The organism is Kitasatospora sp. NBC_00458 (assembly GCF_036013975.1).
In the GTDB taxonomy this organism is placed as follows: Bacteria; Actinomycetota; Actinomycetes; order Streptomycetales; family Streptomycetaceae; genus Kitasatospora.
Genome location: NZ_CP107904.1, coordinates 5,568,328 through 5,594,339 on the forward strand (window position 1 = coordinate 5,568,328; position 26,012 = coordinate 5,594,339).

Here is a 26,012-nt window from a genome sequence, read left to right on the forward strand (position 1 = left end):
GGCGGGCGCGCGGACGAGGAGCGCGGGCCTGGTGCGCGTGGTGCACGCCGGGGCGCTCGCGCTGCTGGCCGCTGCGTTCGGGGCGGTCGCCGTCCGCGGGGTGGCCGAGCCCGGGGTGGCCCTGGCCTTCACCGCGCTGATCGCGCTCGGCGAGTGCGTCCGGATCACCCTTCCGGGGGACCGTGAGCAGGCGCCGATCGGGGCCGCGGGGGCGCTTGCGTACGCGCTGCTCGGGCCGCTGCGCGGGCTGCCGACCGCGCACGGGGCGCTCCAGGTGGTGGCGGTGACCGGGACGGGGCTGCTGCTCGCCCTGCTGCCCGCCGCGGTGCGGGCGGCGCTGCCGGGCCCGCACGGCGCCCGCGGCCACCGGCGCCCGCCCTGGGGGGACCGGGCCCGGTGGGACGGCGCGGCCCGGCGGCTGCTCGGCGCCGCCTTCGCGGCCGTGGTGTTCCAGCCGCTCTACAACAGCGGGGTGGTCGACCGGTACTCCGCGGACGGCCCGGCGTACGGCGCGTTCCTGACGGCCGTCGCCGCGCTCGCCGCGCTCTGCGACGCCACCCTGGCGGCGCTGCTGCGCCGGGCCCGCACCGGGCTGCGGTTCCCGGCGGCGCTGGAGGACGAGCTGCGTTCGCTGTTCGGGATCGGGTCGGCGATCGTCGCCACCGGCATGCTGGTCAGCCTGGCCGCCGGTGAGGTGGGGCTCTGGGCGCTGCCGCTGTTCTGCGCGCCGCTGCTGCTCGCCCAGGTGTCGTTCCGGCGGGCGGCGGCCGTCCGGGCCACCACCGGGCAGACCATCGCGAGCCTGGCCAAGGCCACCGAGGTGGCCGGCTACACCCCGCCCGGGCACGCCCGCCGGGTCGCCGACACCGCCTGCGCGCTCGGCCGTGAGCTGGGCCTCGGCACCCGGGAGCTCGCGCTGCTGGAGTACGCGGCGCTGATGCACGACGTCGGGCAGCTGTCGCTGGTCGAGCCGGTGCCCGGCGGGGCGACGGCACTGCTGCCGGACGAGGAGCAGCAGCGGATCGCCCGGCTCGGCAGTGAGGTGATCCGGCGGACCGGGGTGCCCCGGCAGGTCGCCGAGCAGGTCGCCCGGCTGGCCGACCCGTGGCCCGGGCCGGGCGGCGTCGGGCGGCCGGTGCCGCTGGCCGCGCGGATCATCCGGGTGGCGAACGCGCACGACGACCTGCTGACGGCGGCGCGGGGGCGCGGGGTGGGCGAGGCGGTGGGCCGCCTGGAGGTGATGGAGGTGCTCCGGCTGGGGCGCGGGAGGGTGTACGACGCCCGGGTGGTGGACGCGCTGGTGCGGGTGCGCGGGTAGCCGGGGCCGCGGCGGTCCGGCGCCGTCCGGGGTTGAGCCTGCGGGGCGGGGCGGGCAGGCTGGGGGTGGGGGCCGGAGACGGGCAACCGCGGCGGTGGGAAGCGCGGGCGGCGGTGGGCGTGGTTGGATGCGGTCGTAGCGTGGAACACCGACCCGGGGCACCGGGCCCGGGACGCGGGAGCGGACACGGGACTTGAGCGGACGACGACGGCAGGGACGAACGTGAGGATCTTCCACCGGGCACGACACCGGCCGTCCGCCACCTGGCGGCAGACGACCGACCGGGCTTTCACGCTGATCGGTGACGGCCGCTACGAGGACGCCGGCGCGCTGCTGGTGATGGCGGCCGACCTGGAGCCGTGGCTGTCGGACTCGTGGTTCAACCTCGCGCTGCTGCACAAGTTCCGCCGCGACTGGGAGCAGGCGCGGGCGGCCGGGCTGCGGGCGGTGGCGCTGCTGGACCGCGAGCAGGGCGCCCCGGACTGGTGGAACCTGGGGATCACGGCGACCGCGCTGCAGGACTGGCCGCTGGCCCGGCGGGCCTGGCAGGCGTACGGGCTGCGGCTGCCCGGGGGCCCGGGCGGGCACCAGGACGGGCCGGTCAGCCTGGACCTGGGGACGACGCCGGTGCGGCTCTCGCCGGACGGCGAGTCCGAGGTGGTGTGGGGCCGGCGGCTGGACCCGGCCCGGATCGAGGTGCTGTCGATCCCGCTGCCCTCCTCCGGCCGGCGCTGGGGCGAGGTGGTGCTGCACGACGGGGCGCCGCACGGCGAGCGGGTCACCGACGGGGTCGCCTTCCCGGTCTTCGACGAGATCGAGCTGTGGGCGCCGTCCCCGGTGCCGACGTACGTCGTGCTGCTGCAGGCGGCGACGGCGGCGGACCGGGACGCCCTGGAGCGGCTGGTCGCGGACGCCGGCTACGCGGCGGAGGACTGGACGTCCTCGGTGCGGCTGCTCTGTCGTGCCTGTTCGGAGAGCCGGATGGCCTCGGACGACGGGCACACCGCCCACCACGACCCGCATGACGACGGGGACGCCGCGCACCCGGGCCACCTGAGCCACCTGAGCCAGGGCGCGGGCGGGATGTCCTGGCTGGTCGAGCGCGAGTGCGGGATCGCCGCGCCGGCCGGTCTGGTGCGCACGCTGCTGGACCGCTGGGCGGCGGCGGCCCCGGCGAGCCGGGCATATCGGGATCTCGAAGAAGTCTGCTGACCGGGCCGCTTACCCTTGACCGGTACGGGCCTGACAGTCCACGGGCGCGGCAGTCGACGGAAGCGGAAGCGGAAAGCAGCGATGGCGGAGCAGCACGACCACCAGCACGACCACGACCACGAGCCCGAGCAGGGCGGGGACCAGCCGGTGAAGGTGGTCGGTGAGGAGCCGGACCTCTCCCGGGGCACGGCGCGTCCGATCACCGTCTTCGGCAACCCGGTGCTGCACCGCGAGGTGAAGGACGTGACCGCCTTCGACGGCGGTCTGTCCGACCTGATCGACGACATGTTCCAGTCGATGTACGCGGCGGAGGGCGTGGGCCTGGCCGCCAACCAGATCGGCGTCGACCTGAAGGTCTTCGTGTACGACTGCCCGGACGACGACGGCGTGCGGCACGTCGGCCACGTGGTCAACCCGGTGCTGGAGGAGTACCCGGCCGACCGCCGGCGGGTGCTGGACGACGGCAACGAGGGCTGCCTGTCGGTGCCGACCGCGTACGCCGAGCTGCCCCGCCCGGACTACGCGGCGGTGACCGGCCAGGACAAGGACGGCAACCCGGTCCGGGTGGAGGGCACCGGGTTCTTCGCCCGCTGCCTCCAGCACGAGACCGACCACCTGTACGGCTTCCTGTACATCGACAAGCTGTCGAAGCGGGACCGCAAGGACGCGCTGAAGCAGATGGGCGAGGGCACCCCGCGCTACGCGACCGTCCCGAACAGCTGACGCCGCAGGCGGGTCGGCGAAGGGTCGGGGAGCCGGTGCTCCCCGGCCCTTCGCCGTGTCCGGGGTGGGTCCGGACGTGCTCGCACGGGTGGGGCCGGCGGGCCCGCCGCGTCAGCCGGCGACGAAGAGCCACTCCGGGCCGTAGGTGAGGTGCGGGGCGGCGGGGAGCTTCACCGCGCTGATCCCGATCGCGGACTCGCGCATGGCGCCCATCAGACCCCTCGCCGTGGCGACCGAGCCGCCGCCCTGGCCGCTGGGGACGCTCCAGGCGTGTTCGAGGGCGCGCAGCATGTCGCTGTAGCGCTGGTTGAACTCGTGCAGGAGGGCGGCGGTGGCCTGGTCGGGCGCGTTGCCGGGGTCCCCGGCCCAGCCGCCGCGGGGGACCCGGCCGACCGGGGCGGTGGCGGGCAGCGGCACCTCCGGGCCGTTGAAGTCGAACTGCCCCGTGTTCGGGTCGCGGACGAGCTTGCGGCCCTTGGCGATCTCCAGGAAGACGTAGTAGTGGGCGAGTTCGCCGGGCGCTCCGGGGAAGGGGTTCTCGGGGGAGGCCGCGGTGCCCTCGCCCTGGGCCTTGATGATCTCGATGGCCTTGAGGATCGCGTCGAGGCTTGTCATCGGGACGATGTTGTTCCCGGTGCCGTGGCTCGCGAGCGGGAAGGTGACCTGGTTGCGGTCCTGGATGAGGCCGGCGAACCTGGGGAAGACGTCGGCGATCCGCTGGTAGAAGGCGCCGATGGTGTTGCCGTCGGGGGCGAAGGCGAGCGGCTTCTCGGGCTTCTCGATCTCGGCGAACAGGGCGGCCGACTCGCGGCTCAGCCCGCTGAGGAAGACCTCCAGCCCGGGGTTGACGCCGCCGGGCAGCTCGCCGGGGTACTTGGGGACGGTGAGCGGGTCGGTGAGGACCACGGTGCCGCCGATGCTGGTGAGCATGTTGCAGACGAGCCCGAAGTGGGACATCTCGTCGAAGACGATCTCCTTGACGCCGTGGAACACCGGCTCGTCGTCGTCCCGGTCCGTGATCGACCAGAGCGCGGTGGCGTAGGGCGGGATGGTGGAGAGTTCCAGCATGGCGGCCCGCTGGAGCGCGTCCTTGAGCTCCTGCTCGGTCCAGTCGTCCTCGGCCATGTCCATCAGCCGGACGATGTCGGCGCTCTCGTAGTCCAGGACCCCGGTCACGGTGCTTCCCCTTTCGGTCGGTCGTGGCCGGACCGTACTCGGGAACCGATCGCACACGGAAACATTCCGCCAGGCGTGCCCCCGAGTTCATCCGGACGCCCGCACCTACCCCCTCCTCCCCGCCCCGCCCGGCGAGACCGCAGGGCGGGGCGGGGAGGAGGCCGCTCACGATCAGCAGCCTGTCGACGGCGCACTCACCCCTGGTGTGCCACGGACTGCCCGGTGACGGCGTCGATGAACTCGACCGTGCCGGAGCTTTGAGTCTCGCCGGGCTTGATGAGGTTGACCACCCAGCAGGGCCGCCACTGTCCGTCGATCTCCTTCGCCAGGAGGAAGGTGGTGTCCGCGCGGGATCCCGACACGGCGGTGACGGCCCGCTGCTTGGCCGTGTCGGCGGTGACGGTGGGTTTCGGCAGCTGGGGGTCGGCGGTCCGGCGTGCGGATGAGGCCATGACCCGGCCGGAGGTGGAGATGGTGATGTCCAGGCGCATGGGCATCAGGACGTTGTCGGCGTTGTAGCGGCGGTAGGTGAGCATGTAGGCGCCGCCCGCGGTGTCGGTGGAGGTCAGGGTCGGAGTCACGGCCCGCGTGAGGTCGGGGAACCAGGCCGCCGCGAAGTCGGTGCCGACCTTGAGGACCTGGTCCCGGGTGAGCGGCCCGGGGTCGATCCGGCTGTCGGCCGAGGCACTGTCGAGAAGGAGCCCGGTGGGCCACTCGATCCGGAACTGGCCGCGGTCGGTGGTGGCGTCGAGGATCGGCTGGGAGGGCTTCTCGGGGGTGCTGGTCAGGCGGGTGGTCTGCAACACGGTGCCGGGGCCGAAGAGCTGGGCGGCGATGTGTTGGGGCAGCTCGGTCTGGTCGGCCGCGGGGGGCGCGTTGAAGCCCGCCGCATCGTGATGGAGCGGTACGTACAGCCAGACGACGGCCGTGACGGCGGCGAGGCCGGTGCCGGCTGCGGCGAGGCCGTGGAGGCCGTCCCGGCGTCCGAACGGCGGCTTGTGGCGGCGGAGCCACAACCAGAGGACCGCGGTAACCGTGCCGATGAGCGCACCGAGAACGTTGTCGACGAGATCCGCGGCGTCGCAGGAGCGGCCGGTTCCCAGGAGGGTCTGGCAGACCTCGGTCACGGCGGAGAGTACCGCGCACGCCGCGAGGACGGTCAGGGGCCGGCGCAGGACCAGCGTGGCGAAGAGGGCGAGCGGCACGTACAGGGCGATGTTCATCAGTCCCTGCAGCGTGGTAGCCGTCTCCCACACCCCGCTGCCGATCGAACAGGTCGGCTTCCCGGCCGACCCGGTGACGGTCGGCGTCAGCGTCGCCGCGACCTCTCCCGCCAGCGACAGCCCCCAGAGCACTGCGGCGGCCGCCGGCCACTGCCGGGGCCGGGCCTGCCACGAGGCCACGGTGCCGAGGGCCAGGCCGAGCACGGCGAAGACGGGGAAGAGAGCGGGAGCTGAGGAGAGAATCGCGTCGATCATCGGTCTTCCGGGATGCGGTCGGGCAGTGGCCCGGGGAGGGCGCAGGGCTCGGCCCGCGCCCTCCCCGCGTTGCAGCGCGGCCCCCCAGCCCACAGATTGAGACCGGGCAGCCCCTTGCGTGGCATGGCCCGGCAGGTCGAAAGCCTTCCGCATACCTCCGATCCGGACAAGTGGACCAGTGGGCGATCTTCATCCCGCTTCGTGTGGGATCCCGCGCCCCGACAGACCGCCCCGGGCGAGGCAGCGGGCGACGCCGTCGCCGCTGCCGGGGCCGATGCAGATGCGGATGAAGTCCCGGTGGGCCTCGCGGGTGGCAATCGATGGTCGTGCCAGGCTTGTTGCAGACCGAGCACTACGCCCGTGCAGTGCTGGAAGCCAATCCGGCTGCCGTCCGACCGGAGCGCATCGAGCAGCTTGTTGAGATTCGGATGGAGGGAAGGAAGGCCTCTCCAGGACGGACCCGGCCAGATTCCGGGCGATCATCCGGGAGCCGGCGCTCAGGTGCCCCGTCGGAGGCAGGAGTGTCCAACGAGCGCAGTCGGAGCACCTTGCCGAGGTTGCTCAGCTTCCGAACACCACCTTGCAGGTTGTGCCATTGGAAGTTGGCGCCACGGCTGGCGCCTGCGGAGCATTGGTGATGTTCGGTCTCACCGACTCCCCGAACCCCTGGGGCGGTCTTCCCGGAGACACCGACGAGCAGCCGTTCCTCGCCGGGGTCAAGGGTGGGGAGTTTCCGACCGACTGACTCAACAGTGATGCCCCGCACGGCTGTGGCTGTGCGGGGCACCTCTGTCGGTTCCTCGTCGCTTAGAAGTCGTCGTCGAAGGCGACCGAGCCCTCGACGGCGACCTGGTACGCGGAGACCCGGCGCTCGAAGAAGTTGGTCAGCTCCTGGACGTTCTGGAGCTCCATGAACCCGAACGGGTTCGTCGACCCGTACCGGATCGGCATGCCGAGGCGGGCGAGGCGCTGGTCGGCCACGGCCTGGAGGTACTCGCGCATCGACGCGGTGTTCATGCCGGGCAGGCCGTCGCCGCACAGGTCCTGGGCGAACTGGAGCTCGGCCTCGACGGCCTCCTCCAGCATCTCCGTCACCTGCTGGGCCATCTTCTCGTCGAAGAGGTCGGGCTCCTCCTCGCGGACGGTGTCGACCACCGACATCGCGAAGTCCATGTGCATGGACTCGTCGCGGAACACCCAGTTCGTCCCCGTCGCCAGGCCGTGCAGCAGGCCGCGCGAGCGGAACCAGTACACGTACGCGAAGGCGCCGTAGAAGAACAGCCCCTCGACGCAGGCCGCGAAGCAGATCAGGTTCAGGAGGAACGCGCGGCGGTCGTCCTTGCTCTGCAGCGAGTCGATGTGGTCGACCGCGTTCATGTACTTGAAGCAGAACTGGGCCTTCTGGTGGATGGAGGGGATGTTCTCCACCGCGGCGAAGGCCGCGTTGCGGTCCTCCGGGTCCGGAAGGTAGGTGTCGAGCAGCGTCAGGTAGAACTGGACGTGCACGGCCTCCTCGAACAGCTGACGGCTCAGGTACAGCCGCGCCTCCGGGGAGTTGATGTGCTTGTACAGGCTCAGCACCACGTTGTTGGAGACGATCGAGTCACCGGTCGCGAAGAACGCGACCAGCCGGCCGATCATGTGCCGCTCGCCCTCACTCAGCTTCGCCAGGTCGGCGACGTCCGAGTGCAGGTCCACCTCCTCCACCGTCCAGGTGTTCTTGATGGCGTCGCGGTACCGGTCGTAGAACGACGGGTAGCGCATCGGGCGCAGCGTCAGCTCGAAGCCAGGGTCGAGCAGCATCTTCTCGCGGTCGGGGGTGCTCACTGGCAGGCCTCGCAGGACTCGGGGTTCTCCAGGGAGCAGGCCAGCGCGGCCTCCTCCTCCGGGGTGAGGGTCGGGGTGCCGGCGCCGATCGGGCCGACGGGGACCGGGGCGGCGGCGCGGGCGGTCCCGGAGGCGGCCTGGGCGATCCGGGTCGCCGGGCGCGAGCGCAGGTAGTAGGTGGTCTTCAGACCGACCTTCCAGGCGTACGCGTACATCGAGCTGAGCTTGCCGATGGTCGGCGCGGCCATGAACAGGTTCAGCGACTGGCTCTGGTCGATGTACGGCATCCGGGCCGCGGCCAGGTCGATCAGCGCGCGCTGCGGCAGCTCCCAGGCGGTGCGGTACAGCGACCGGACCTCGGCGGGCAGCCAGCCGAGCTCCTGGACCGAGCCGTTGGCGTCGCGCAGCGCGTCCCGGGTCTGCTCGTCCCAGACGCCCAGCTCCTTGAGCTCGCGCACCAGGTACGGGTTGACCTGGAGGAACTCGCCGGAGAGGGTCTCGCGCTTGAACAGGTTGGAGACCTGCGGCTCGATGCACTCGTACACGCCGGCGATCGAGGCGATCGTCGCGGTCGGGGCGATCGCCAGCAGCAGCGAGTTGCGCAGGCCGGTGGTGGCGACGCGGGCGCGCAGCGCCTCCCAGCGGTCGGCCCACTCGGGCGCGGCGCTCGGGCTGTGCTTGCCTTCCAAGAAGTGGTCGATGTGCAGCTCGCCGCGGGCGGCGCGGGTCTCGGCGTACGCCTCGTGGCGGCCGAGCTGCTCGGCCAGGTCGGCGGAGCGCTCGTACGCGGTGAGCATGATGCGCTCGGCGATCAGCGTGGAGAGCCGCTTGGCCTCGGCGGAGTCGAAGTCCAGGCGGAGCTGGAAGAAGACGTCCTGGAGGCCCATCACGCCGAGGCCGACCGGGCGCCAGCGGGAGTTGGAGGCCCCGGCCTCGGGGGTCGGGTAGAAGTTGATGTCCACCACGCGGTCGAGGAAGGTGACGGCGGTGCGGACGGTGGAGTCCAGGCGGTCCCAGTCCATCGCGTTCAGCAGGTCGGCGGCGGTCGCGCCGGCGGCCACGTGGGCGCCGAGGTTGACCGAGCCGAGGTTGCAGACGGCGGTCTCGGAGTCGTCCGTGACCTCCAGGATCTCGGTGCAGAGGTTGGAGGAGTGGACGGTGCGGCCGGGCAGCGCGGTCTGGTTGGCGGCGCGGTTGGAGGCGTCCTTGAAGGTCATCCAGCCGTTGCCGGTCTGCGCCAGGGTGCGCATCATCCGGGCGTACAGGGTCTGCGCGGGGATGGTGCGGACGGCCTTGCCGGCCAGCTCGGCCTTCAGGTAGGCCTCGTCGAACTCGGCGCCCCACAGGTCGACCAGCTCGGGGACGTCGGCCGGGGAGAACAGCGACCAGTCGGCGTTGGCGTTGACCCGGCGCATGAACTCGTCCGGGATCCAGTGCGCCAGGTTCAGGTTGTGGGTGCGGCGCGCCTCCTCACCGGTGTTGTCGCGCAGCTCCAGGAACTCCTCGATGTCCGCGTGCCAGGTCTCCAGGTAGACGCAGGCCGCGCCCTTGCGGCGGCCGCCCTGGTTGACGGCGGCGACCGAGGAGTCGAGGGTGCGCAGGAACGGGACGATGCCGTTCGACTTGCCGTTGGTGCCCCGGATCAGCGAGCCGCGCGAGCGGATCCGCGAGTAGGAGAGGCCGATGCCGCCGGCGTGCTTGGAGAGCCGGGCGATCTGCGCGTACCGCGAGTAGATCGAGTCCAGGTTGTCCAGCGGGGAGTCCAGCAGGTAGCAGCTGGACATCTGCGGGTGCCGGGTGCCGGAGTTGAAGAGGGTCGGCGAGGAGGTCAGGTACTCCAGCCGGCTCATCAGGCGGTACAGCTCGGCCACCTCGCGCACCGACTGCTCGTTGTCGCCGACCGCCAGGCCACAGGCGACGCGGAGCAGGAAGTGCTGCGGGGTCTCGACGACCTTGCGGGTGATCGGGTGGCGCAGCAGGTAGCGGGACTGCACGGTGCGCAGGCCGAAGTACTCGAAGCGGTCGTCGCCGGCCGGGTCGATCAGGGCGTTCAGCGCGTCGGTGTGCTTGGCGACGAAGGCCGCGGTGGCGTCGCCGATCAGGCCCTCGGCGTGGCCGACCGTGATCGAGGTGGAGAACGAGACCACGCCCTGGCTCGCCGCCTCGTCGACGATCTCCAGCGCGAGCAGCCGGGCCGCCAGCTTCGAGTACTGCGGGTCCTCGGCGATCATCGACGCGGAGGCGTCCACGGCCAGCCCGCGCAGCTCGGCGAAGTCCGATCCGGCGTGGCGGCCGCGCAGGGCGGCGGCGGCGACGTGGCCGGGGTCCACCTGGGGGAGGTCGGCGCTGCGGTCGGTCAGCAGTCGGAGGAGCGCGCCGCCCGGGTCGGAGACCGTCGGGGCGGTGGGGGCGGAGCTGGAACCCTGGGCGGGCAGGGTGACTGAGGCAGCGGTGGTCAAGGCGCTCTCTCCTGGCGGCGATCGGCGGCTGTGGATCGGGGTACCGGGCCGTTCGGGGCAGGGGAGGACGGCGCGGGCGCCCTGGGCGTCGCGCGGCGTGTCGTCCCCGGCCCGCCCGCGAGGCCCGGAAGGTGGTGCTCGTGCTGGGGCCTCTGCGGGGAGGCGCTCGCACACCGTCGGCAGGTACTCGGACTCGCGGGCCCCGTCGGGGGCGGCCGCTCACCGCTGCGGGGCAGTCCCGGACTCGCACCGGGTTCCCCTGCGTCGACAGCAGGATTGAGCATACATCTAGTGGTGCTCTCCCGATGCGACACCACATGTTGTGCAGCGCGGCGTGTTGGCCCGATGACGGCTGGTACCGGGGCGGGGGTCCGGACACCCGCCCGGAGCCGTGTTCTGAAACGGATTGGTCACCGGATCGACCCCTCGTCCGGTGCATGCCCTACGATCTCGGCACATGAGCGAGGGAACGGGCGCTCCGGGGGATCGGGCCAGTCGGGCCGTGCCGCCGGAGCAGGGTCAGCAGCCTGGGGCACCGGGGCCGGCGCCCCAGCACGGTCAGCCGCCGGTGCCGCCGCCCGGCGGGTTCGGGCCGCCTGCGACGCCGTACGTCCAGCCGGGGGCGGGGGTGCCGCCGCAGGGACCGCCGCCGGTGTTGCCGCAGGTGCCGTCCGGCTCGGTGCCGTACCCGCAGCCGGGTCCGCAGCCGGGCCCGCAGCAGGGTCACCAGCCGGGTCCGCAGCAGGGTCCGCAGCAGGGTCTCCCGCCGCAGGCGCAGTCGGTCGCCGGCGCTCCGACGCAGTTCGTCCAGTGGTCCCCGCAGGGCGGTGGGCCGCAGCCGGTCGCGCCGTCGTCCGCCGAGCCGGACTGGAACGCGATGGCGGACCGGCACGCCACCGATGCGCGCCGGCGCAAGCGCCTGTGGATCGGCGCGGTCGTGGTGGCGGCCGTCCTGGTCGGCGGGATCGTCGGGGCCGGGGTGTGGATCAACGGCAGGGACAAGGGCGGCGACGACCCGCAGCCGGTCGCGAGCTCGTCCACCGCGGGCGGTCCGTCCGCCACGGGCACTCCCACCGAGCAGGCGGTGGCGGCCATCTCCGACGCCGCCACCGACAAGCTGCCGGTCGACGCCGCGACGCTGTTCCCGGACCAGACCCGGACCATCGACGGCAAGGTGTGGACCCGTCAGGTGACCGGGTCGACCGCACCCTGCTCCAAGGCGACCACCGGCGGGCTCGGCCTCGCGCTCGGCGACGACACCTGCCGTTCGCTGGTCCGCGCGACGTACGTCAACGGAGAGAGCGCCGTCACGGTCGGCATCGCGGTCTTCGACAACAAGGCCGGTGCGGACCGGGCGCTCGGCCGGCACGCGGGCCTGATCCAGGGTCTGTCGGGCACCGGCGTCGCGATGTTCTGCGTGACCGACAAGTCGGGCTGCACCGAGACGCACGCGTCGATCGGCCGCTTCGGCTACTTCACGGTGGCGGGCTCGCTGAAGCAGGGCGCGGACCAGAGCGACCAGATCGCGGCGGCCGCGGCCGCCCCGCTGGCGGGGCGCGCCAAGGAGGTCCTGCTGGGCCGCGGCGGTCGCAGCGGCTGACCGCGGGACCGGGGGAAGGCTGAGTCGGGAGGCCGGGGGCGGTCCGATAGGATGACCGCCGCCGGGGGGAGGGATGCACTCTCCACGGCCGCCCTGGTGGGGAATCAGCGAGCAGGAGGTACCGCGCGGTGAGCGCTGCCGTCAATGCGACCAGCAGACGGCGCAGAGCGGCGGGCCGCAGACGCGGACAGGGGGAGCCTGTTCCGGCGATGCTGCTCCCGGCGCCGCCCACTTCCCAGGAGAAGTACAGCTACACCGTCCGGCACCAGTGGGTGTTGACCCTGTGTTCGGTGGTGAGTTTCGGCTGCCTGGTGGTCAGCCAGGCCGAGCTGTACTCGCTCGGGTCGTGGTTCTGGCTCTGCGTCCCGTTCCTGTTCTTCACGGTCGTCTACTACGTGGTGTCGCTGCGCGTGAACAGCTTCACGCCCAACTTCGACATCAGGGAGCACCGCCGGCTGGTCCGGCAGTGGAGCCCTGACACCCACCCGACGGTGGACGTGTTCCTGCCGGTCTGCGGCGAGCCGATCGAGGTGCTGCACAACACCTGGACGTACGTCCGCAAGATGGCGGAGCACTACCCGGGCCTGGTCATGCCGTACGTCCTGGACGACGCGGCGAGTCCGGAGGTCGAGGCGATGGCCGCCGACTTCGGGTTCCGGTACGGCGTGCGGGAGAACCGCGGCTGGTTCAAGAAGGCCGGCAACCTGCACTACGGCTTCGGGCGCTCCGACGGCGAGTTCATCCTCATCCTGGACGCGGACTTCGCGCCCCGGCACGACCTGCTGCACGAGGTGCTGCCGTACCTGCAGCGCAACCCGAAGCTGGGCATCGTCCAGTCGCCGCAGTTCTTCCGGGTGCTGGACTCGCAGAACTGGATCGAGCGCGGCGCCGGCGCCATCCAGGAGCTCTTCTACCGCTCGGTCCAGGTCGCCCGGCAGCGCAACGACGGCGCGATCTGCGTCGGCAGCTGCGCGGTCTACCGGCGGGCCGCGCTGGTGGAGAACGGCGGCACCACGCTGATCGCCCACTCCGAGGACGTGCACACCGGCTTCGACCTGCGGGCCCTCGGCTGGGACCTGCAGTACATTCCCGTGGCCCTGTCCACCGGCGTCTGCCCGGACAACGCCGGGGCGTTCCAGAACCAGCAGTACCGCTGGTGCATGGGGTCGATGTCGCTGATGACGAGCCGCAAGTTCTGGAACACCGACCTCGACTTCACCACGCGGCTCTGCTACGTCTCCGGGTTCCTCTACTACATCCACACCGCGCTGCTGACCTTCGCGCTGCCGATGCTGCCGATCATGCTGCTGCTCTGGCGGCCGGACCTGCTGAAGGTCGAGCACCTGGTGCTGGTCATCCCCAGCCTGGTGTACGCCACCCTGATCTTCCCGCTCTGGCACCGGGCGCCGTACCGGCTGGAGGCCTGGGCCGGCCGGATGATGTACGGCTGGGCGCACTTCTTCGCGGTCTGGGACCTGGTTCGGGGCCGCCAGCGGGGCTGGCAGCCGACCGGTTCCAGCAAGGCCAAGAACCGGCAGCGGCGGTTCTGGGCCGGCGTCATCGTCTGGGGCGGCGGCTCCGCGCTGGTCTGGGTGGTCGCCGCGGTCTACCGGATGTTCACGCTGAACCCGCTGGACTTCGCCCTGGTGCTCTCCTCAGGCCTGTTCTACGCGGTGACGGTCGGCCGCATCCTCATCCAGCCCCGATCCCAGGACGCCCCGGCATGACCCTCCCCACCCGCACCGCCCGTGACGGCCGCCGGGCGCGTGCCGCCCTGGCCCGCGCCCTCGTGGCGGCCCTGCTGGTACTCCCGCTGGCGGCCTGCGACCTGCTCGGGGAGAAGCCGCTCGGCCCCGCGGCGGCGGCCGTCGCCGCCGCGCCCTCCCCGGGGGGTACGACCGGCGCCGCCCCGACCGCCGTGGCCGCTCCGTCGACGCCCGCCACCGCGCTGCCGTACGACGTCCGGCCGCTGCTCAAGCCGGCCAAGAAGTACCTGGGTGTCGCCGTCGACGGGGCCCCGCAGTCGATGGCCGGCGTGGACGAGTTCGCCGGGCGGATCGGCAAGCGGCCGAACATCGTCGAGTACTACTCGGGCTGGGGCGACGAGTACGACGTCAAGGGCGTGACCAACGCGTGGCAGGGCGGCGCGCTGCCGTTCATCGCCTGGGAGCCCTACAAGACGCCGCTGGCGGACATCGCCGCGGGCAAGTACGACGACTACGTCAAGCGCTACGCGGCGGCCGTCCGCAACACCAACGTGCCGGTCGCGATCAGCTTCGCCCACGAGTTCAACGGCACCTGGTACGACTGGGGCACCAAGACCACCACGGCGGCCGACTTCGTCGCCGCCTACCGGCACCTGCACGACGTGTTCACCCAGCTCGGAGTCGGCCAGGTGATCTGGGTCTGGAGCCCGAACAGCATCAACCCGGTGCCGGCGGTCGCGCTCAAGCCCTACTACCCCGGCGACACCTACGTCGACTGGGTGGGCATCGTCGCCTACTACACGCATCTGGAAGCCGGCACCTTCGACACCCTCTACACGCCCACCCTCACGCAGATCCGCACCTTCACCAACAAGCCGTGGATCATCGCCGAGACGGGCTCCGAACCGGGTGCCCGCAAGGTGTCCGACATCTACAACCTCGCCGCGAACGTGATCAAGCGTCCCGACTGCCTGGGCTTCATCTGGTTCAACCTCAACAAGGAGGTCGACTGGCGGATCGAGGGTGATCCGCAGTCCCAGAGCGCGTTCAAGCAGGCGGTGTCCGACGGCCGCTACAGCTTCGACGTGAAGAGCCCCTGATGACGCCCTCCCCCACGCCCCGCAGCCGCCGCCGGATCCCCGGCCCGCGTCCACAGGGCGCGGCCGCCGCCCCCGAGGGCGCCGGGTCGGTCGGTCTGCGTCCCGCCGACGACCGGCCCGCCGACGACCGGCCCGCCGACGACAGGCCCGTCGACGACCGGCCCGCCGACGACCCGTCGCCCGGTGAGGCGTCCGCCGCCGAGGCGCCGAACCGGGTGCCCGACACCGGTGGCTCGTGGTTCGAGAGCCGCCATCCGTCGCCGCCCTCCCGGCACCGGGGGGAGCGGTCGGGGGAAGGCGACCGGTCCACCGGGGAGGACCGGAGCGACGACGACCGGAGCGACGACGAGCCGTACCCCGATCCGGACGCCGAGGACACCGACGCCGACGCCGGCCCGCCCGACGGGCCCGGCTACACCCTGCCGTCGGTGCCCGAGGCCAGCTGGAGGCTCGACTCCGGCCGCCGCCGCTCGTGGATCAGCCGCGCGCTGCTGCTGGTCATCCTGCTGATCCAGACCGCGATGTCCGTGCGCCTGTCGAACACCGCGTTCCAGGACGAGGCGCTCTACATGTACGCGGGGCACGCGCAGCTCTCGCACTGGCTCTACGACACCCCCGTCCCGAAGGACTACAACACCTACTTCTCCGGCGCGCCGACGCTGTACCCGATCGCGGCCGCGGTGCTGGAGAACCACTTCGGCATGCTCGGGGTCCGCCTGTTCAGCCTGTTCTGCATGCTGGGCACGACCTCGCTGCTCTACGGCTCGACCCGGCGGCTGTTCAACGAGCGGGTCGCGCTCGGCGCCGCGGCGATGTTCGCGGTGACCCAGTCGACCGTGGTGCTCGGCTTCTTCGCCACCTACGACGCCCCGGCGGTGCTGCTGCTCGCCCTGGCGGTCTGGGTCGTGGTGCGCACCGACCGGGCCCCCGCGGCCGCCGTCCTCGCCGCCGCGCCGGTCATGGTGCTCGCGGTCGGACTGAAGTACGCCTCGGCGCTCTACCTCCCCAGCCTGGTGCTGCTGGCCGTGCTGACCGGGCGGCGCAACCGCAACCGCCAGCCGCTGCTGCGCGGCGTCCTGCTCGCGGGCGGCGCGGGCGGCCTGCTCTGGCTGGGGATGACCTTCACCGACGTCCTCAAGGGCGTCCGGGCCACCACCACCCAGCGCGCCCACGGCACCGAGCCCTGGACCGAGCTGGCCCGCCAGTGCGTGGAGTTCGGCGGCCTGATGTTCGTCACCGCGGTCGGCGGCGCGATCGCGTACGCGCTGCGCGGCCGGATGAACGAGTCGCCGCTGGTGCGCACGATGACCGGGCCCGGCCGCCGCCGCCGGATCCTCCTCGGCCTGCTGCTGACCGGGACGGCGCTGCTCGCCCCGGCCTACCAGATGCACCTCAACACCTCGGTGGCGCTGTACAAGCACCTCGGCTTCGGCCTGCTGTTCGCCGCGCCGATGGCCGGCATCGGCCTGGCCCGCCTGGTCGGTCCGCACTTCCGGCACCCGCAGCTGGGGATCCTGCTCTGGGTGGTGGCGCTCGCCCTCGGGCTGAGCCAGTCGACCTGGCGGTTCGACACCTGGCCCGACTCCACCCGGATGACCGAGGTGGTGCGCCAGCACGTGAGCCCCACCGGCCGGTACCTGGCCTCGGCCGACAACGTCCCGGTCTACTACACCCGCGATCTGACCCTGCAGAGCCAGTGGACGTCCACCTACGGCATCGGGTACGTCGACAAGGCGGGCACGCTGCACACCGGCGACGACGGCTACCGGACGGCGATCGCCGACGGCTGGTTCGACCTCGTGGTGCTGGACGGCGTCGCCACCCCGGACACCGACCGGGTGGTGGCGGAGGCGATCACGGAGAGTCCGCACTACCGACTCCTCGGACGCATTCCCTTCACACACGTCGGTGGAACCGGGTACTACCGGATCTGGGTCAGACAGTAGCGATGACCACCCCGATAGAGGCGACCCCCGCGTCGGCGAACGTGCCGCCGGAACCGGGCCACCCGCCGAAGCCCCCGTTCCCGCCCGTTCCGGCCGTACCGCCCGCGCCCGCCGTACCGCCCGCGCCCGCCGTACCGCCCGCGCCGGCGGCACCGCCGCCGCACCCGGTGCCGCCGCCCGCCGCCGCGCCGGACGCCGACGAGCGCGCCCCGCGGTGGCGCGCCACCGCGGGTCTCGTCCTGCCGCCGGTGCTGCTCACCCTGCTGCTCTGCCTCTACGGCATCGGCGACCGCCAGCTCTGGCGCGACGAGCACGCCTCCTGGTGGGCGACCACCCTGTCCTGGTCCGACCTCGCCTCCCTTCTCGGGAACATGGACCTGGTGCTGGCCCCCTACTACCTGCTGCTGAACCTCTGGGTCACGGTGGCAGGGGACTCCGAGACCGCGCTGCGGCTGCCCTCGGCGTTCGCCATGGCCGCCGCCGCCGGCTGCGTGGCCCTGCTCGGCCGTCGGCTGCTCTCGCCGTGGGCCGGGCTGCTCGGCGGCCTGCTGTTCGCCGTCTGCCCGGCGATCACCTGGTACGGCCAGGACGCCCGGCCGTACGCCTTCGCCGTGCTCTCGGCCGTCGGCAGCACCCTGCTGCTCGTCCGGCTCGTCCAGGACCCGCCGGCGGCGGTGCCGCCCGCGCCGCGCGCCGTCGTGACCGCCTGGGTCGGCTACGGGCTGACCGTGGTCGCCATGGGGCTGACCCACGTGGTGACGCTGATGGTGCTGCCCGCCCATCTGCTGCTGGTCGCCCGCGAGTTCCGGCGCGTTCGGACGGCGCCGGACGACGGCGGGACCGGCTGGGTGCTGTTCGGCCGGTGGGCGCTCGCCTCGGCCGGGGCGGTGCTGCTGCTGAGCCCGCTGCTGCTGCTCGGCGCCGGGCAGAGCGGCCAGATCGCCTGGAACGAGCGCGACTGGGACGATCTGGGCGCGCTCGTCCCGGACCTCGCCGGGTCCGACGCGCTCGGCTGGACCCTGCTGGCCCTGGGCGTGCTGGGCGCGGTCGGCCTGCTGGTGCTGCGCCAGCAGGCCGGTCTGCTGATCTGCTGGGCGCTGGCTCCGGTGCTGCTGACCCTGGTGACCGCGCACTGGCTGCACCTGTTCCTGGCCCGCTACCTGCTCTTCACGGTGCCCGCCTGGACCCTGCTGGGCGCCGGGGCGGTCGGCCGGCTGCCGGGCCTGGTCGCCCGGTTCACCGCCTCGCGGACCCCGCCGCGATGGGTGGTCGGACCGGCCCCGCTGGTCGCGGCGGTCGCGCTGGCCGCCGCCCTCGCCTGGCCCGCCCAGGCGTCGGTACGGGACGACCTGCCCGGTGAGGCGGATGCCCGGGCCGCCGCCCGGCTGATCGCTGCGGGGCTGCGCCCGGGGGACGGCGTGGTCTACGAGCCGGGCAGCTCGATGCGCCGGGCCCTGGCCTACGAGCTGCGCGGCCGCCCGGCGCCCGCGGACAGCCTGCTGCGGGTGTCCCCGGAACGCGCCGGCAGCTTCGGCGCGCTGGAGTGCGAGGAACCCGCCCGCTGCCTGGCCGGCACGCAGCGCGTCTGGCTGCTGGTGGCGGGCGGCGACCGTCGGCCGTTCGGCGCGCTCCCGGACAAGGTGGCCAAGGAGCTGAACGCGTTCCGCCCGGTGCGCACCGAGACCGTGCCGCACCTGCGGGTGGTGCTGCTGGAGCGCAAGGTCGGCAAGCCCGGCAAGGGCTGACCGGTCGGCCTCGCCGGCGGCCGGCCGGTCAGAACGCCAGGCTGTACACCATCAGGTCGACGCCCGGGTACGGCGACCAGTCGCGGTCGGGCGAGCGGCGGAAGCCGACCCGCTGGTAGATGCGGTGGGCGGCGGTCATCTCCGGGCGGGTGGAGAACGCCATCCCGGCCAGGCCGAGCTCGCGGCTGCGGGCGAGCGCGGCGCGGACCAGGGCCTCGCCGACGCCCCGCCCGCGGGCGGCCGCCGAGGTGGCGAGCATCCGGATCTCGCCCTCCTCGGGGGTGGCGATGTCGGCCCACCCGGTGCCGCCGACCGCGAAGGTCACGCAGCCGAGGACCCGTCCTTCGGCCGCGTCGACCGCGACGAGGAGTTCGGCCTCCCGGGCCCGGCGGGCGGCGTCGCGCAGGAGGTGGACGTAGTCGCTCTCGGGCGAGGTGTGGCCGTCGCCGACGAAGGCCTCGACGGTGATGCGGCCGGCGTCCTCAAGCTCCTCGGCGCGGGCCGGGCGGATGGCGATGTCCATCCGGTCAGTGTGCCGGACCCGTCGTCGGGGCGGGCCGCCGGGTCGGCCGTGGACGGACCGGTGGTCCGCGCCGGTGCGGCGGCGGTGGCGCGGGAGGCGGTGGGGGAGGGGGCGGTGGCGGGGTCGGCGGAGGGACGGAGGGAGGCGGCGGGCATGGTGCCGTAGAGCCGGTCCGGCAGGGCGGGGTCGACGGGGTAGCCGCCCTGCCGGTGCCAGTTGTCGCGTCCGGTGGCGTCCTGCTGTGCCACCTCGCGTCCGATGAGGGCGCCGAGCAGGCCGAATCCGCCGACGGCCCCGACCAGGGCCAGTGCGCTGGCGATCGTGTCGGAATCCATGGCTTCACTCTGCTCCCGCCGCCGAACGCCCACGAGTGGCAGGAATGCCTTAATGCATCGAAAAACTGCCAGTGGTCGGCCTATCCTGGGGGCATGCTCAACAACGTGGTCGCGGTGGTCCTCGAAGAACTCCACCCCTTCGAGCTCGGTGTCGCCTGCGAGGTCTTCGGACTGGACCGCAGCGAGGACGGCCTGCCCCGGTACGAGTTCGCGATCGCCGGCGCCCGCCCGGGCCTGCACCGCACGCACGCCGGCTTCTCCGTCGACGTCCCGCACGGCCCCGAGCGGCTCGCCGGGGCGGACCTGGTGGTGGTCACCGCGACCGGCGTCCGCGAGGAGTACCCGGCGCCCCTGGTGGACGCGGTCCGGGCGGCCGTCGAGGGCGGCGCCCGGGTGCTCTCCATCTGCAGCGGCGCCTTCGTGCTCGGCGCCGCCGGCCTGCTGGACGGCCGCCGCTCCACCACGCACTGGCGGCACGCGGCGGAGCTGGCCGAGCGCTTCCCGCTGACCACGGTCGAGCCGGACGTCCTGTACGTGGACGACGACCCGGTGATCACCTCCGCCGGGACGGCGGCCGGCATCGACGCCTGCCTGCACCTGGTGCGCCGGCTGCAGGGCGCCGAGGTGGCCCGCGGGATCGCCCGCCGGATGGTGGTGGCCCCGCACCGGGAGGGCGGCCAGGCGCAGTTCGTGAACCGGCCGCTGCCGGAGCACGACGGGGACTCGCTGGCCCCGCTGCTCGACTGGATGCGCCACCACCTGGACCGGGAGTCGACCGTCGAGCAGCTGGCCGCCCGGGTGCACATGTCGCCGCGCACCTTCGCCCGCCGCTTCCAGCAGGAGACCGGCACCACCCCGCACCGCTGGCTGACCGGCCAGCGGCTGCTGCTCGCCCAGCGGTTGCTGGAGTCGACCGCCGAGCCGGTGGACGCGATCGCCGCCCGCTGCGGCTTCGGCAACGCGGCCACCCTGCGGCACCACTTCGGCCGCCGGCTCGGCACCACCCCGCTGGCGTACCGCCGCTGCTTCGCCGAGCCCGAGGCCGCCGCCGTCTGAGCGGCCCGCCGTCCAGGCCGTCGGCGGTCCCGGCGGCCCCGGCGCGCGGCCCTGGCCGCCCCGGCACGGGGCCGCCAGGACCGCCCCGGGTCACCCCCCGTCGGCCAGGTGCCCGGTGTCGTTCCAGTGCGCGGGCCGCAGCCGGCCGTCCTCCGCCCGCCAGACGCTGGTGGAGCAGTTCCGCACCGGCTCCAGCGCCGTCAGCTGCGCCTCGGTGAGCCGGTCCAGCGCGTACCGCAGCATCAGCACGGTGCAGTCGTGGGCCACGAGCAGGACGGGCCGGCCGGCCTCCTCGGCACAGACGTCGCGCAGCACGCTGCGCACCCGCAGCGCCACGTCCGCCCAGGACTCGCCGCCGGGCGGCCGGTAGTACAGCTCGCCCATCTTGCGCCGCCGGGCCGCCTCCTCGGGGTGCTTGGCCTCGATGGCGGCCTTGGGCAGCATCTCCAGGACGCCGAGTTCGCGGTCGCGCAGCCGCTCGTCGTAGCGGACGGCGAGCGAGACCGGGACGGCGCCGAGCCCGGCGGCCTGGGCGATCGCGATCCGGGCGGTCTCGGCGGTGCGCACGTACGGCGAGCACCAGACGCTGCGCGGGCGGTCGGCGCCGGGCAGGCCGGCCCACCAGCGGCCGAGGGCGTGGGCCTGCTGCTGACCGTGCAGGGAGAGCGGGATGTCCGCGTCCCGGCAGCTGATCGGCACGCTGAGCGCGCCGGCGGCCTCGGCGAGCTGGAACTCGACGTTGGCAGTGGACTCGCCGTGGCGGGTGGCGATCAGGACGGACGGCAGCCGGGTGGCCGTCGCGTCGGGCGTCTGGGTGGAGGGGTGGTGACCGTTGAGCGTGGTGCCGAGTTCTGCCATCGCCGCTGCTCCCCGTGGGTCGATCAGTTGCCGGCCGGTCCGGTCCGGTCTGGTTGCTGCCCTGTTGGTGCCCTGCCGGTGCGGCTGTTCATACATATGATCGCGCCGCCCCTCCAGTGTTGACGGAGGAGACGGCGCGATCACAGGGCGCGCGTGGGGCGTATCAGTGCGCCGCCACGGGCTCCGGCGCGTTCTTCGGCTCGTCGTCGCGGCCCTCGGCGCTGTAGTCGCCCGGGCGGGTCTCGTCCGGGCTCTCCGGCGCCCTGGTGGCCCGCAGCACCAGCGTGAGCACCACCGCGACCAGCAGGTTGAGCACGAAGGCGGTGAGCCCGATGTAGCCGATCTCCCCGATGACGGGGATCGGCGCCGAGTTCCCGCCGAAGTGCTTGGTGGCCGGGCTGGCGATCGTGTAGGCCTTCCAGGTGCCGTAGACCATGCCGGCCGCCCAGCCGGCCAGCAGCGCCCAGTGGTGGAACCAGCGGGTGAACAGGCCGCCGACGATGGCGATGAAGGTCTGCAGGATCCAGAGGCCGCCGAGCAGCTGCAGGTTGATCGCGGCCTGCTTGTCCATGCCGAGCACGAAGACCAGGGCGCCGACCTTGACCAGCAGCGAGACGAACTTGGCCACCCGGGTCTCGTCGGCGGGGGTGGCGGCGGGCTTCAGGTACTCCTTGTAGACGTTGCGGGTGAAGAGGTTGGCCGCCGCGATCGACATGATGGCGGCGGGGACGAGCGCGCCGATCCCGATCGCCGCGAAGGCGACCCCGGTGAACCAGTCCGGGAACATGTCCTCGAACAGCTGCGGCACCGACAGCTGGGTGTTGAACTTCTTGTCGCCCTTGCCGACCCCGGCCGCGACCGCCATGAACCCGAGCAGCGCGAGCAGCCCCAGCATCAGCGAGTAGGCGGGCATGATCGCCATGTTCCGGCGGACCGTGTTGCGGGACTTGGAGGCCAGCACGCCGGTCACCGAGTGCGGGTACATGAACAGCGCCATCGCCGAGCCGAGCGCCAGCGTGGCGTACGTCCACTGCTTGTTCTCCGGCACGGTGAGCGAGCCGGCGGCCTTGGGGGCGCTGAACTTCTCGCCCACGGCGTCGAAGATGTGCCCGTAGCCGCCCAGCCGGATCGGGATGTAGATCACCGCGACGATGATCACGATGTAGATCAGGGTGTCCTTGACGAAGGCGATCAGGGCCGGCGCCCGCAGCCCGGAGGAGTAGGTGTACGCGGCCAGCACGCCGAAGGCGATGAACAGCGGCAGGTCCTTGACGAACCAGTTGGCGTTCTCGCCGCCGCCGACGCCCAGCACGTCCAGCACCGCCTGGATGCCGACCAGCTGGAGCGCGATGTACGGCATGGTGGCCAGGATCCCGGTGAGCGCGACCACCAGGGAGAGCGGCTTGGAGCCGTACCGCCCGCGCACGAAGTCCGCCGGGGTGACATACCCGTGGACCCGGGAGACCGACCAGAGCCGGGGCAGGAAGAGGAAGACCAGCGGGTAGGCGATGATCGTGTACGGCACCGCGAAGAAGCCGGCCGCGCCGGTCGCGTACACGGCCGCCGGGACGGCGACGAAGGTGTACGCGGTGTAGAGGTCGCCGCCGAGCAGGAACCAGGTGATCCAGGTCCCGAAGCTGCGCCCGCCGAGGCCCCACTCGTCGAGGTGCTGCGCGTCGTCGGCGCGGCGCCACCGGGAGGCGAGGAAGCCCATCACGGTGACCAGCGCGAAGAAGAGGACGAAGACCGCCAGCGCGGGAACGTTGACCCCGTTCATCGGGCGCCACCCGCCTTCCGGACGGCCCGGCGGGCCTTCTCGTCCCGGTTGATCAGCAGGTACGCCGCGACCGTGAAGACGGCCGAGACCGGCACCCAGAGCAGCTGGTACCAGTAGAAGAAGGGCACCCCGCCGGCCTCGGGGTCGAGCTTGTCGTACGAGCCCACCCAGAGCATCGCGACGATCGGCACCAGCAGGGCGAGTCCGGCGAGGACCCGTTCCGGGGTGACCGCCGGGGCGGCCGCGGGACCGTCTGGCTCGGGCATGACAGGTTGGTCGGTATCGAGGTCTGACGACATGGTTCGGCTCCGCTTCGGAGGGTTTCACCTCGTCGGCGCCGCAACCCTGAGGGGCCGCACACCCCCCGCGAGTCCGCCGAGCAGCACCACTGGTGATCGACAGTCAGTACGGATGCGGAATCTAGAGCATCGAGTGATCCGTGTCACCGGATTCACCACAACTTCCCGCCATCCGGACGACGCGCGCGCCCGCCGGGAGGTGCGCGCGCCGGTCGGGCGCCCCGCGCGCCGGGAAACGGAACGGGCACCGGCGTGTGCGGGGAGTGCACGCCGGTGCCTGGAAGCACGGGGGAGGGGTGCGGCTACTCGGGCTGCCCCGGCCGCTTCAGGCGGGTGATGAACTTGTAGCGGTCGCCGCGGTAGATCGAGCGGACCCACTCCACCGGGTCGCCCTCGGCGTCGAAGGAGTGCCGGGAGAGCTGGAGCATCGGCAGGCCGAGGTCGGAGCCGAGCAGCCCGGCCTCGCGCGGGTCGGCGAGCGTGGTCTCGATGGTCTCCTCGGCCTCGGCCACGGTGACGCCGTACACCTCGCGCAGGGCCGTGTACAGCGAGTTGTGCTTGGCCAGGTTGCGCCGCAGCGCGGGGAAGCGCTTGGCGGAGAGGTGGGCGACCTCGATGGCCATCGGGTCGCCGTTGGCCAGCCGGAGGCGCTCGATCCGCAGCACCCGGCCGCCGGGCTTGATGTCCAGCAGCGGGGCCAGCCGGTCGTCGGCGGTGATGTAGCCGATCTCGATCAGCCGGGAGGTGGGCTCCAGGCCCTGGGCGCGCATGTCCTCCGTGTAGGAGGTGAGCTGGAGGGCCTGGGCGACCTTGGGCTTGGCCACGAAGGTGCCCTTGCCCTGGATGCGCTCCAGCCGCCCCTCGACGACCAGCTCCTGGAGGGCCTGCCGGACGGTGGTCCGCGAGGTGTCGAACTGGGCCGCCAGGGCCCGCTCGGGCGGTACCGGGGTGCCGGCGGGCTGGGTCTCGGTGAGCTGCAGCAGGTGCCGCTTGAGGCCGTAGTACTTGGGCACCCGTGCGGTCGGGTCCGCGCCGGCCTGCGCGGGGAGGTTCTTCACCTGGGGGTCGTTGACCTGGGCCGTGCTGCCCCCGTCGCTGCTCATCGGACCTGTCTCCCGCTTCTCGCGGGGCTTTTGGGGGCCCCGCCGCATCATTAACAACTCACATCGTTGCATGTATGGCTACGGAACGAATACCTCATCACGCGATGAACGATGTGCGGTGTCGGCTTGATAACGGGTGGTCCTGATCGGTCGAACAGCCGTTGACAGGCCCATTGGTCTAGGCCAAGCTCCAGGCATCTGGTCTACACCACTAGGCCGGTCACTATGAATCCCCCCACCCGTTCGCTGGGGTCCGCGGCACCAATCCTCCCGCATTGTGTGGGTGCGCCGCAGCCACCCGACGGGGGTAACCCAGGCATCCCTCAGGAGGATGGCGTGAAGCGTCAGCTCATTGCGGCGGTCGGCGTCGCGGCCATGGTCGTCGGTCTCGCGGCCTGTGGCTCGGACGGCAAGAAGGACGAGTCGAAGGACAACGGCACCGGTTCGACCTCCGCCGCCAAGAACTACAGCGGCAAGACGCTGAAGGTGTGGCTGATGTCCGGCTCGGCCCCCAAGGGCTGGGAGGACTCGGTGAAGACCGAGTTCGAGACCACCTACCCGGGCTCCAAGGTCGAGTTCCAGATCCAGGAGTGGACCGGCATCGGCCCCAAGGTCACCGCCGCCCTCTCCGAGGGCTCCGTCGACGTCCTGGAGGTCGGCAACACCCAGACGGCCGGCTACGCGGCCACCGGCGGCCTGCTGGACATCACCAAGGACAAGGCCGCCATCGGCGGTGCCGACTGGGCCGCCAACCAGAGCGAGTCCGCGATCCTGGACGGCAAGCAGTACGCCGCCCCGTGGTACGTCACCAACCGCGTCGTCGCCTACAACAAGGACCTCTGGGCGAAGGCCGGCCTGACCGCCACCCCGAAGACCCTGGACGAGTTCCACGCCGCCCTGGACAAGCTCAAGGCCACCCCGGGCGTCGCCGACCCGATCTACATGCCGGGCCAGGAGTGGTACGTCTACTTCGGTCTGCTCACCAGCGAGGGCGGCAAGCTGGCGAAGAAGGAGGGCGACAAGTGGGTCGGCGGCCTGTCGTCCCCCGAGGCGCAGAAGGCCTTCGACGCCTACAAGGCGCTCCAGGCCAAGTCCGTCACGGGCGCCAAGGACAAGGACGAGGCCAAGCCGCAGCAGAAGGACGTCTTCGGCAAGGGTGACGTCGGCACGATCATCGGTCTCGGCTGGGAGCTCCCGGACGAGAAGGCGATCCCGAAGGACAAGATCGGCTTCTTCCCGCTCCCGGGCAAGACCGCCGACAAGCCGTCCGGCGTGTTCCTCGGTGGCTCGAACCTGGCCATCGCCCAGGCCAGCAAGAACTCCGACATGGCCAAGGACTTCCTCAAGGTCGCGCTGAACGACAAGAACGAGGGCCTGGTCGCCGCCTCCGGCCTGATCCCGAACAAGAACTCGCTCAACGACAAGGTCGTCGGCGACTTCGCCACCGCCGCGAAGAGCGCCGCCGTCGTCGGTGGCATCACCCCGACCACGCCGAACTGGGCGGCCGTCGAGAACGAGCCGAACCCGATCAAGGACTTCCTGACCGGTGCCCTGACCGGCGACTACACCACGGCGGCCAAGAAGGCCGACGAGGAGATCGCCAAGCGTCTCAACGCCAAGCAGTAACAGTCGAGCGGCGTCGCTCACCGGCCCCCGGCGGGGGGCCGGTGGGCGGCGCCTGTCCGTCGTGGGTCAGGTTTGTCAGGAAGAGAGAACGATGGCTGTGCATTCGGAGCGGGTGCAGACACAGTCCCCGGAAACAGGGAAGGCT

General features: G+C 72.4%; 19 protein-coding genes, 1 pseudogene and 1 riboswitch. Of the genes and pseudogenes, 11 read left to right on the top strand and 9 right to left on the bottom strand.

Annotation, left to right across the window (positions count from 1 at the left end):
* Window positions 1–31 precede the first annotated feature (31 nt).
* The 3 genes from OG550_RS23225 to def all read left to right on the top strand — a co-directional run bounded on the left by OG550_RS23225 (window position 32) and on the right by def (window position 3,253).
* Entirely contained in the window at window positions 32–1,318 is a 1,287-nt protein-coding gene (locus OG550_RS23225) for an HD domain-containing protein (RefSeq protein WP_327680518.1), read from the top strand.
* Window positions 1,319–1,540: 222 nt separating this feature from the next.
* Complete coding sequence (locus OG550_RS23230) at window positions 1,541–2,530, top strand: tetratricopeptide repeat protein (protein WP_327680520.1); 990 nt, start codon at window positions 1,541–1,543, stop codon at window positions 2,528–2,530.
* 81 nt (window positions 2,531–2,611) lie between these two features.
* On the top strand, window positions 2,612–3,253 hold the full coding sequence (gene def / locus OG550_RS23235; RefSeq protein WP_327680522.1) for a peptide deformylase: 642 nt from the start codon (window positions 2,612–2,614) through the stop codon (window positions 3,251–3,253).
* Window positions 3,254–3,364: 111 nt separating this feature from the next.
* Here the strand turns inward: def and OG550_RS23240 are convergent, their stop codons facing one another.
* Window positions 3,365–4,429, bottom strand: coding sequence for a ferritin-like domain-containing protein (locus OG550_RS23240; RefSeq protein ID WP_327680524.1), 1,065 nt, complete (start codon window positions 4,427–4,429; stop codon window positions 3,365–3,367).
* A gap of 194 nt (window positions 4,430–4,623) precedes the next feature.
* Window positions 4,624–5,907 (bottom strand): VanZ family protein, encoded by a 1,284-nt coding sequence (locus OG550_RS23245; RefSeq protein WP_327680526.1) that lies wholly within the window; start codon window positions 5,905–5,907, stop codon window positions 4,624–4,626.
* A 317-nt stretch (window positions 5,908–6,224) separates the two neighbouring features.
* Here OG550_RS23245 and OG550_RS32810 point away from each other — a divergent pair.
* Window positions 6,225–6,652, top strand: a pseudogene (locus OG550_RS32810) (DUF5753 domain-containing protein); the annotation flags it as partial.
* Window positions 6,653–6,714: 62 nt separating this feature from the next.
* Here OG550_RS32810 and OG550_RS23250 read toward each other — a convergent pair.
* Window positions 6,715–7,710 carry a ribonucleotide-diphosphate reductase subunit beta gene (locus tag OG550_RS23250; protein WP_327684077.1) on the bottom strand — a complete coding sequence of 332 codons (996 nt, stop codon included), beginning with the start codon at window positions 7,708–7,710 and terminating at the stop codon, window positions 6,715–6,717.
* Between the two features lie 20 nt (window positions 7,711–7,730).
* Window positions 7,731–10,169, bottom strand: a complete 2,439-nt coding sequence (locus OG550_RS23255; RefSeq protein ID WP_327684079.1) for a ribonucleoside-diphosphate reductase subunit alpha — start codon at window positions 10,167–10,169, stop codon at window positions 7,731–7,733.
* A 185-nt stretch (window positions 10,170–10,354) separates the two neighbouring features.
* Window positions 10,355–10,477: riboswitch (cobalamin riboswitch) on the bottom strand.
* Window positions 10,478–10,845: 368 nt separating this feature from the next.
* Here OG550_RS23255 and OG550_RS23260 point away from each other — a divergent pair.
* The 5 genes from OG550_RS23260 to OG550_RS23280 all read left to right on the top strand — a co-directional run bounded on the left by OG550_RS23260 (window position 10,846) and on the right by OG550_RS23280 (window position 18,290).
* Window positions 10,846–11,793, top strand: coding sequence for a hypothetical protein (locus tag OG550_RS23260; RefSeq protein WP_327680528.1), 948 nt, complete (start codon window positions 10,846–10,848; stop codon window positions 11,791–11,793).
* A gap of 209 nt (window positions 11,794–12,002) precedes the next feature.
* A complete protein-coding gene (locus tag OG550_RS23265; protein WP_327680530.1) occupies window positions 12,003–13,520 on the top strand; it encodes a glycosyltransferase family 2 protein in 1,518 nt (505 codons plus the stop codon).
* Window positions 13,517–14,599, top strand: a complete 1,083-nt coding sequence (locus tag OG550_RS23270) for a glycoside hydrolase family 26 protein (RefSeq protein WP_327680532.1) — start codon at window positions 13,517–13,519, stop codon at window positions 14,597–14,599. The genes OG550_RS23265 and OG550_RS23270 overlap by 4 nt, the downstream gene beginning before the upstream one ends.
* The gene (locus tag OG550_RS23275; RefSeq protein ID WP_327680534.1) at window positions 14,599–16,545 is read left to right on the top strand and encodes an ArnT family glycosyltransferase; all 1,947 of its coding nucleotides are present in this window, start codon (window positions 14,599–14,601) and stop codon (window positions 16,543–16,545) included. The genes OG550_RS23270 and OG550_RS23275 overlap by 1 nt, the downstream gene beginning before the upstream one ends.
* 2 nt (window positions 16,546–16,547) lie before the next feature.
* Entirely contained in the window at window positions 16,548–18,290 is a 1,743-nt protein-coding gene (locus tag OG550_RS23280; RefSeq protein ID WP_327680536.1) for a glycosyltransferase family 39 protein, read from the top strand.
* 28 nt (window positions 18,291–18,318) lie between these two features.
* Here the strand turns inward: OG550_RS23280 and OG550_RS23285 are convergent, their stop codons facing one another.
* Window positions 18,319–18,813 (bottom strand): GNAT family N-acetyltransferase, encoded by a 495-nt coding sequence (locus OG550_RS23285; protein ID WP_327680538.1) that lies wholly within the window; start codon window positions 18,811–18,813, stop codon window positions 18,319–18,321.
* Window positions 18,814–19,241: 428 nt separating this feature from the next.
* Between OG550_RS23285 and OG550_RS23290 the strand changes: the two genes are divergently transcribed.
* On the top strand, window positions 19,242–20,204 hold the full coding sequence (locus OG550_RS23290) for a helix-turn-helix domain-containing protein (protein ID WP_327680540.1): 963 nt from the start codon (window positions 19,242–19,244) through the stop codon (window positions 20,202–20,204).
* Window positions 20,205–20,294: 90 nt separating this feature from the next.
* Here the strand turns inward: OG550_RS23290 and OG550_RS23295 are convergent, their stop codons facing one another.
* From OG550_RS23295 to OG550_RS23310, 4 genes are all read right to left on the bottom strand, one after another.
* Window positions 20,295–21,062, bottom strand: coding sequence for a histidine phosphatase family protein (locus OG550_RS23295; protein WP_327680542.1), 768 nt, complete (start codon window positions 21,060–21,062; stop codon window positions 20,295–20,297).
* Window positions 21,063–21,225: 163 nt separating this feature from the next.
* Window positions 21,226–22,839 (bottom strand): monocarboxylate uptake permease MctP, encoded by a 1,614-nt coding sequence (mctP, locus tag OG550_RS23300; protein WP_327680544.1) that lies wholly within the window; start codon window positions 22,837–22,839, stop codon window positions 21,226–21,228.
* A complete protein-coding gene (locus tag OG550_RS23305) occupies window positions 22,836–23,105 on the bottom strand; it encodes a DUF3311 domain-containing protein (RefSeq protein WP_327680545.1) in 270 nt (89 codons plus the stop codon). The genes mctP and OG550_RS23305 overlap by 4 nt, the downstream gene beginning before the upstream one ends.
* Window positions 23,106–23,440: 335 nt before the next feature.
* On the bottom strand, window positions 23,441–24,241 hold the full coding sequence (locus tag OG550_RS23310) for a GntR family transcriptional regulator (RefSeq protein ID WP_327680547.1): 801 nt from the start codon (window positions 24,239–24,241) through the stop codon (window positions 23,441–23,443).
* Window positions 24,242–24,577: 336 nt separating this feature from the next.
* Here OG550_RS23310 and OG550_RS23315 point away from each other — a divergent pair, with 336 nt between their 5' ends.
* On the top strand, window positions 24,578–25,867 hold the full coding sequence (locus tag OG550_RS23315) for an extracellular solute-binding protein (protein ID WP_327680549.1): 1,290 nt from the start codon (window positions 24,578–24,580) through the stop codon (window positions 25,865–25,867).
* Window positions 25,868–26,012: the final 145 nt, after the last annotated feature.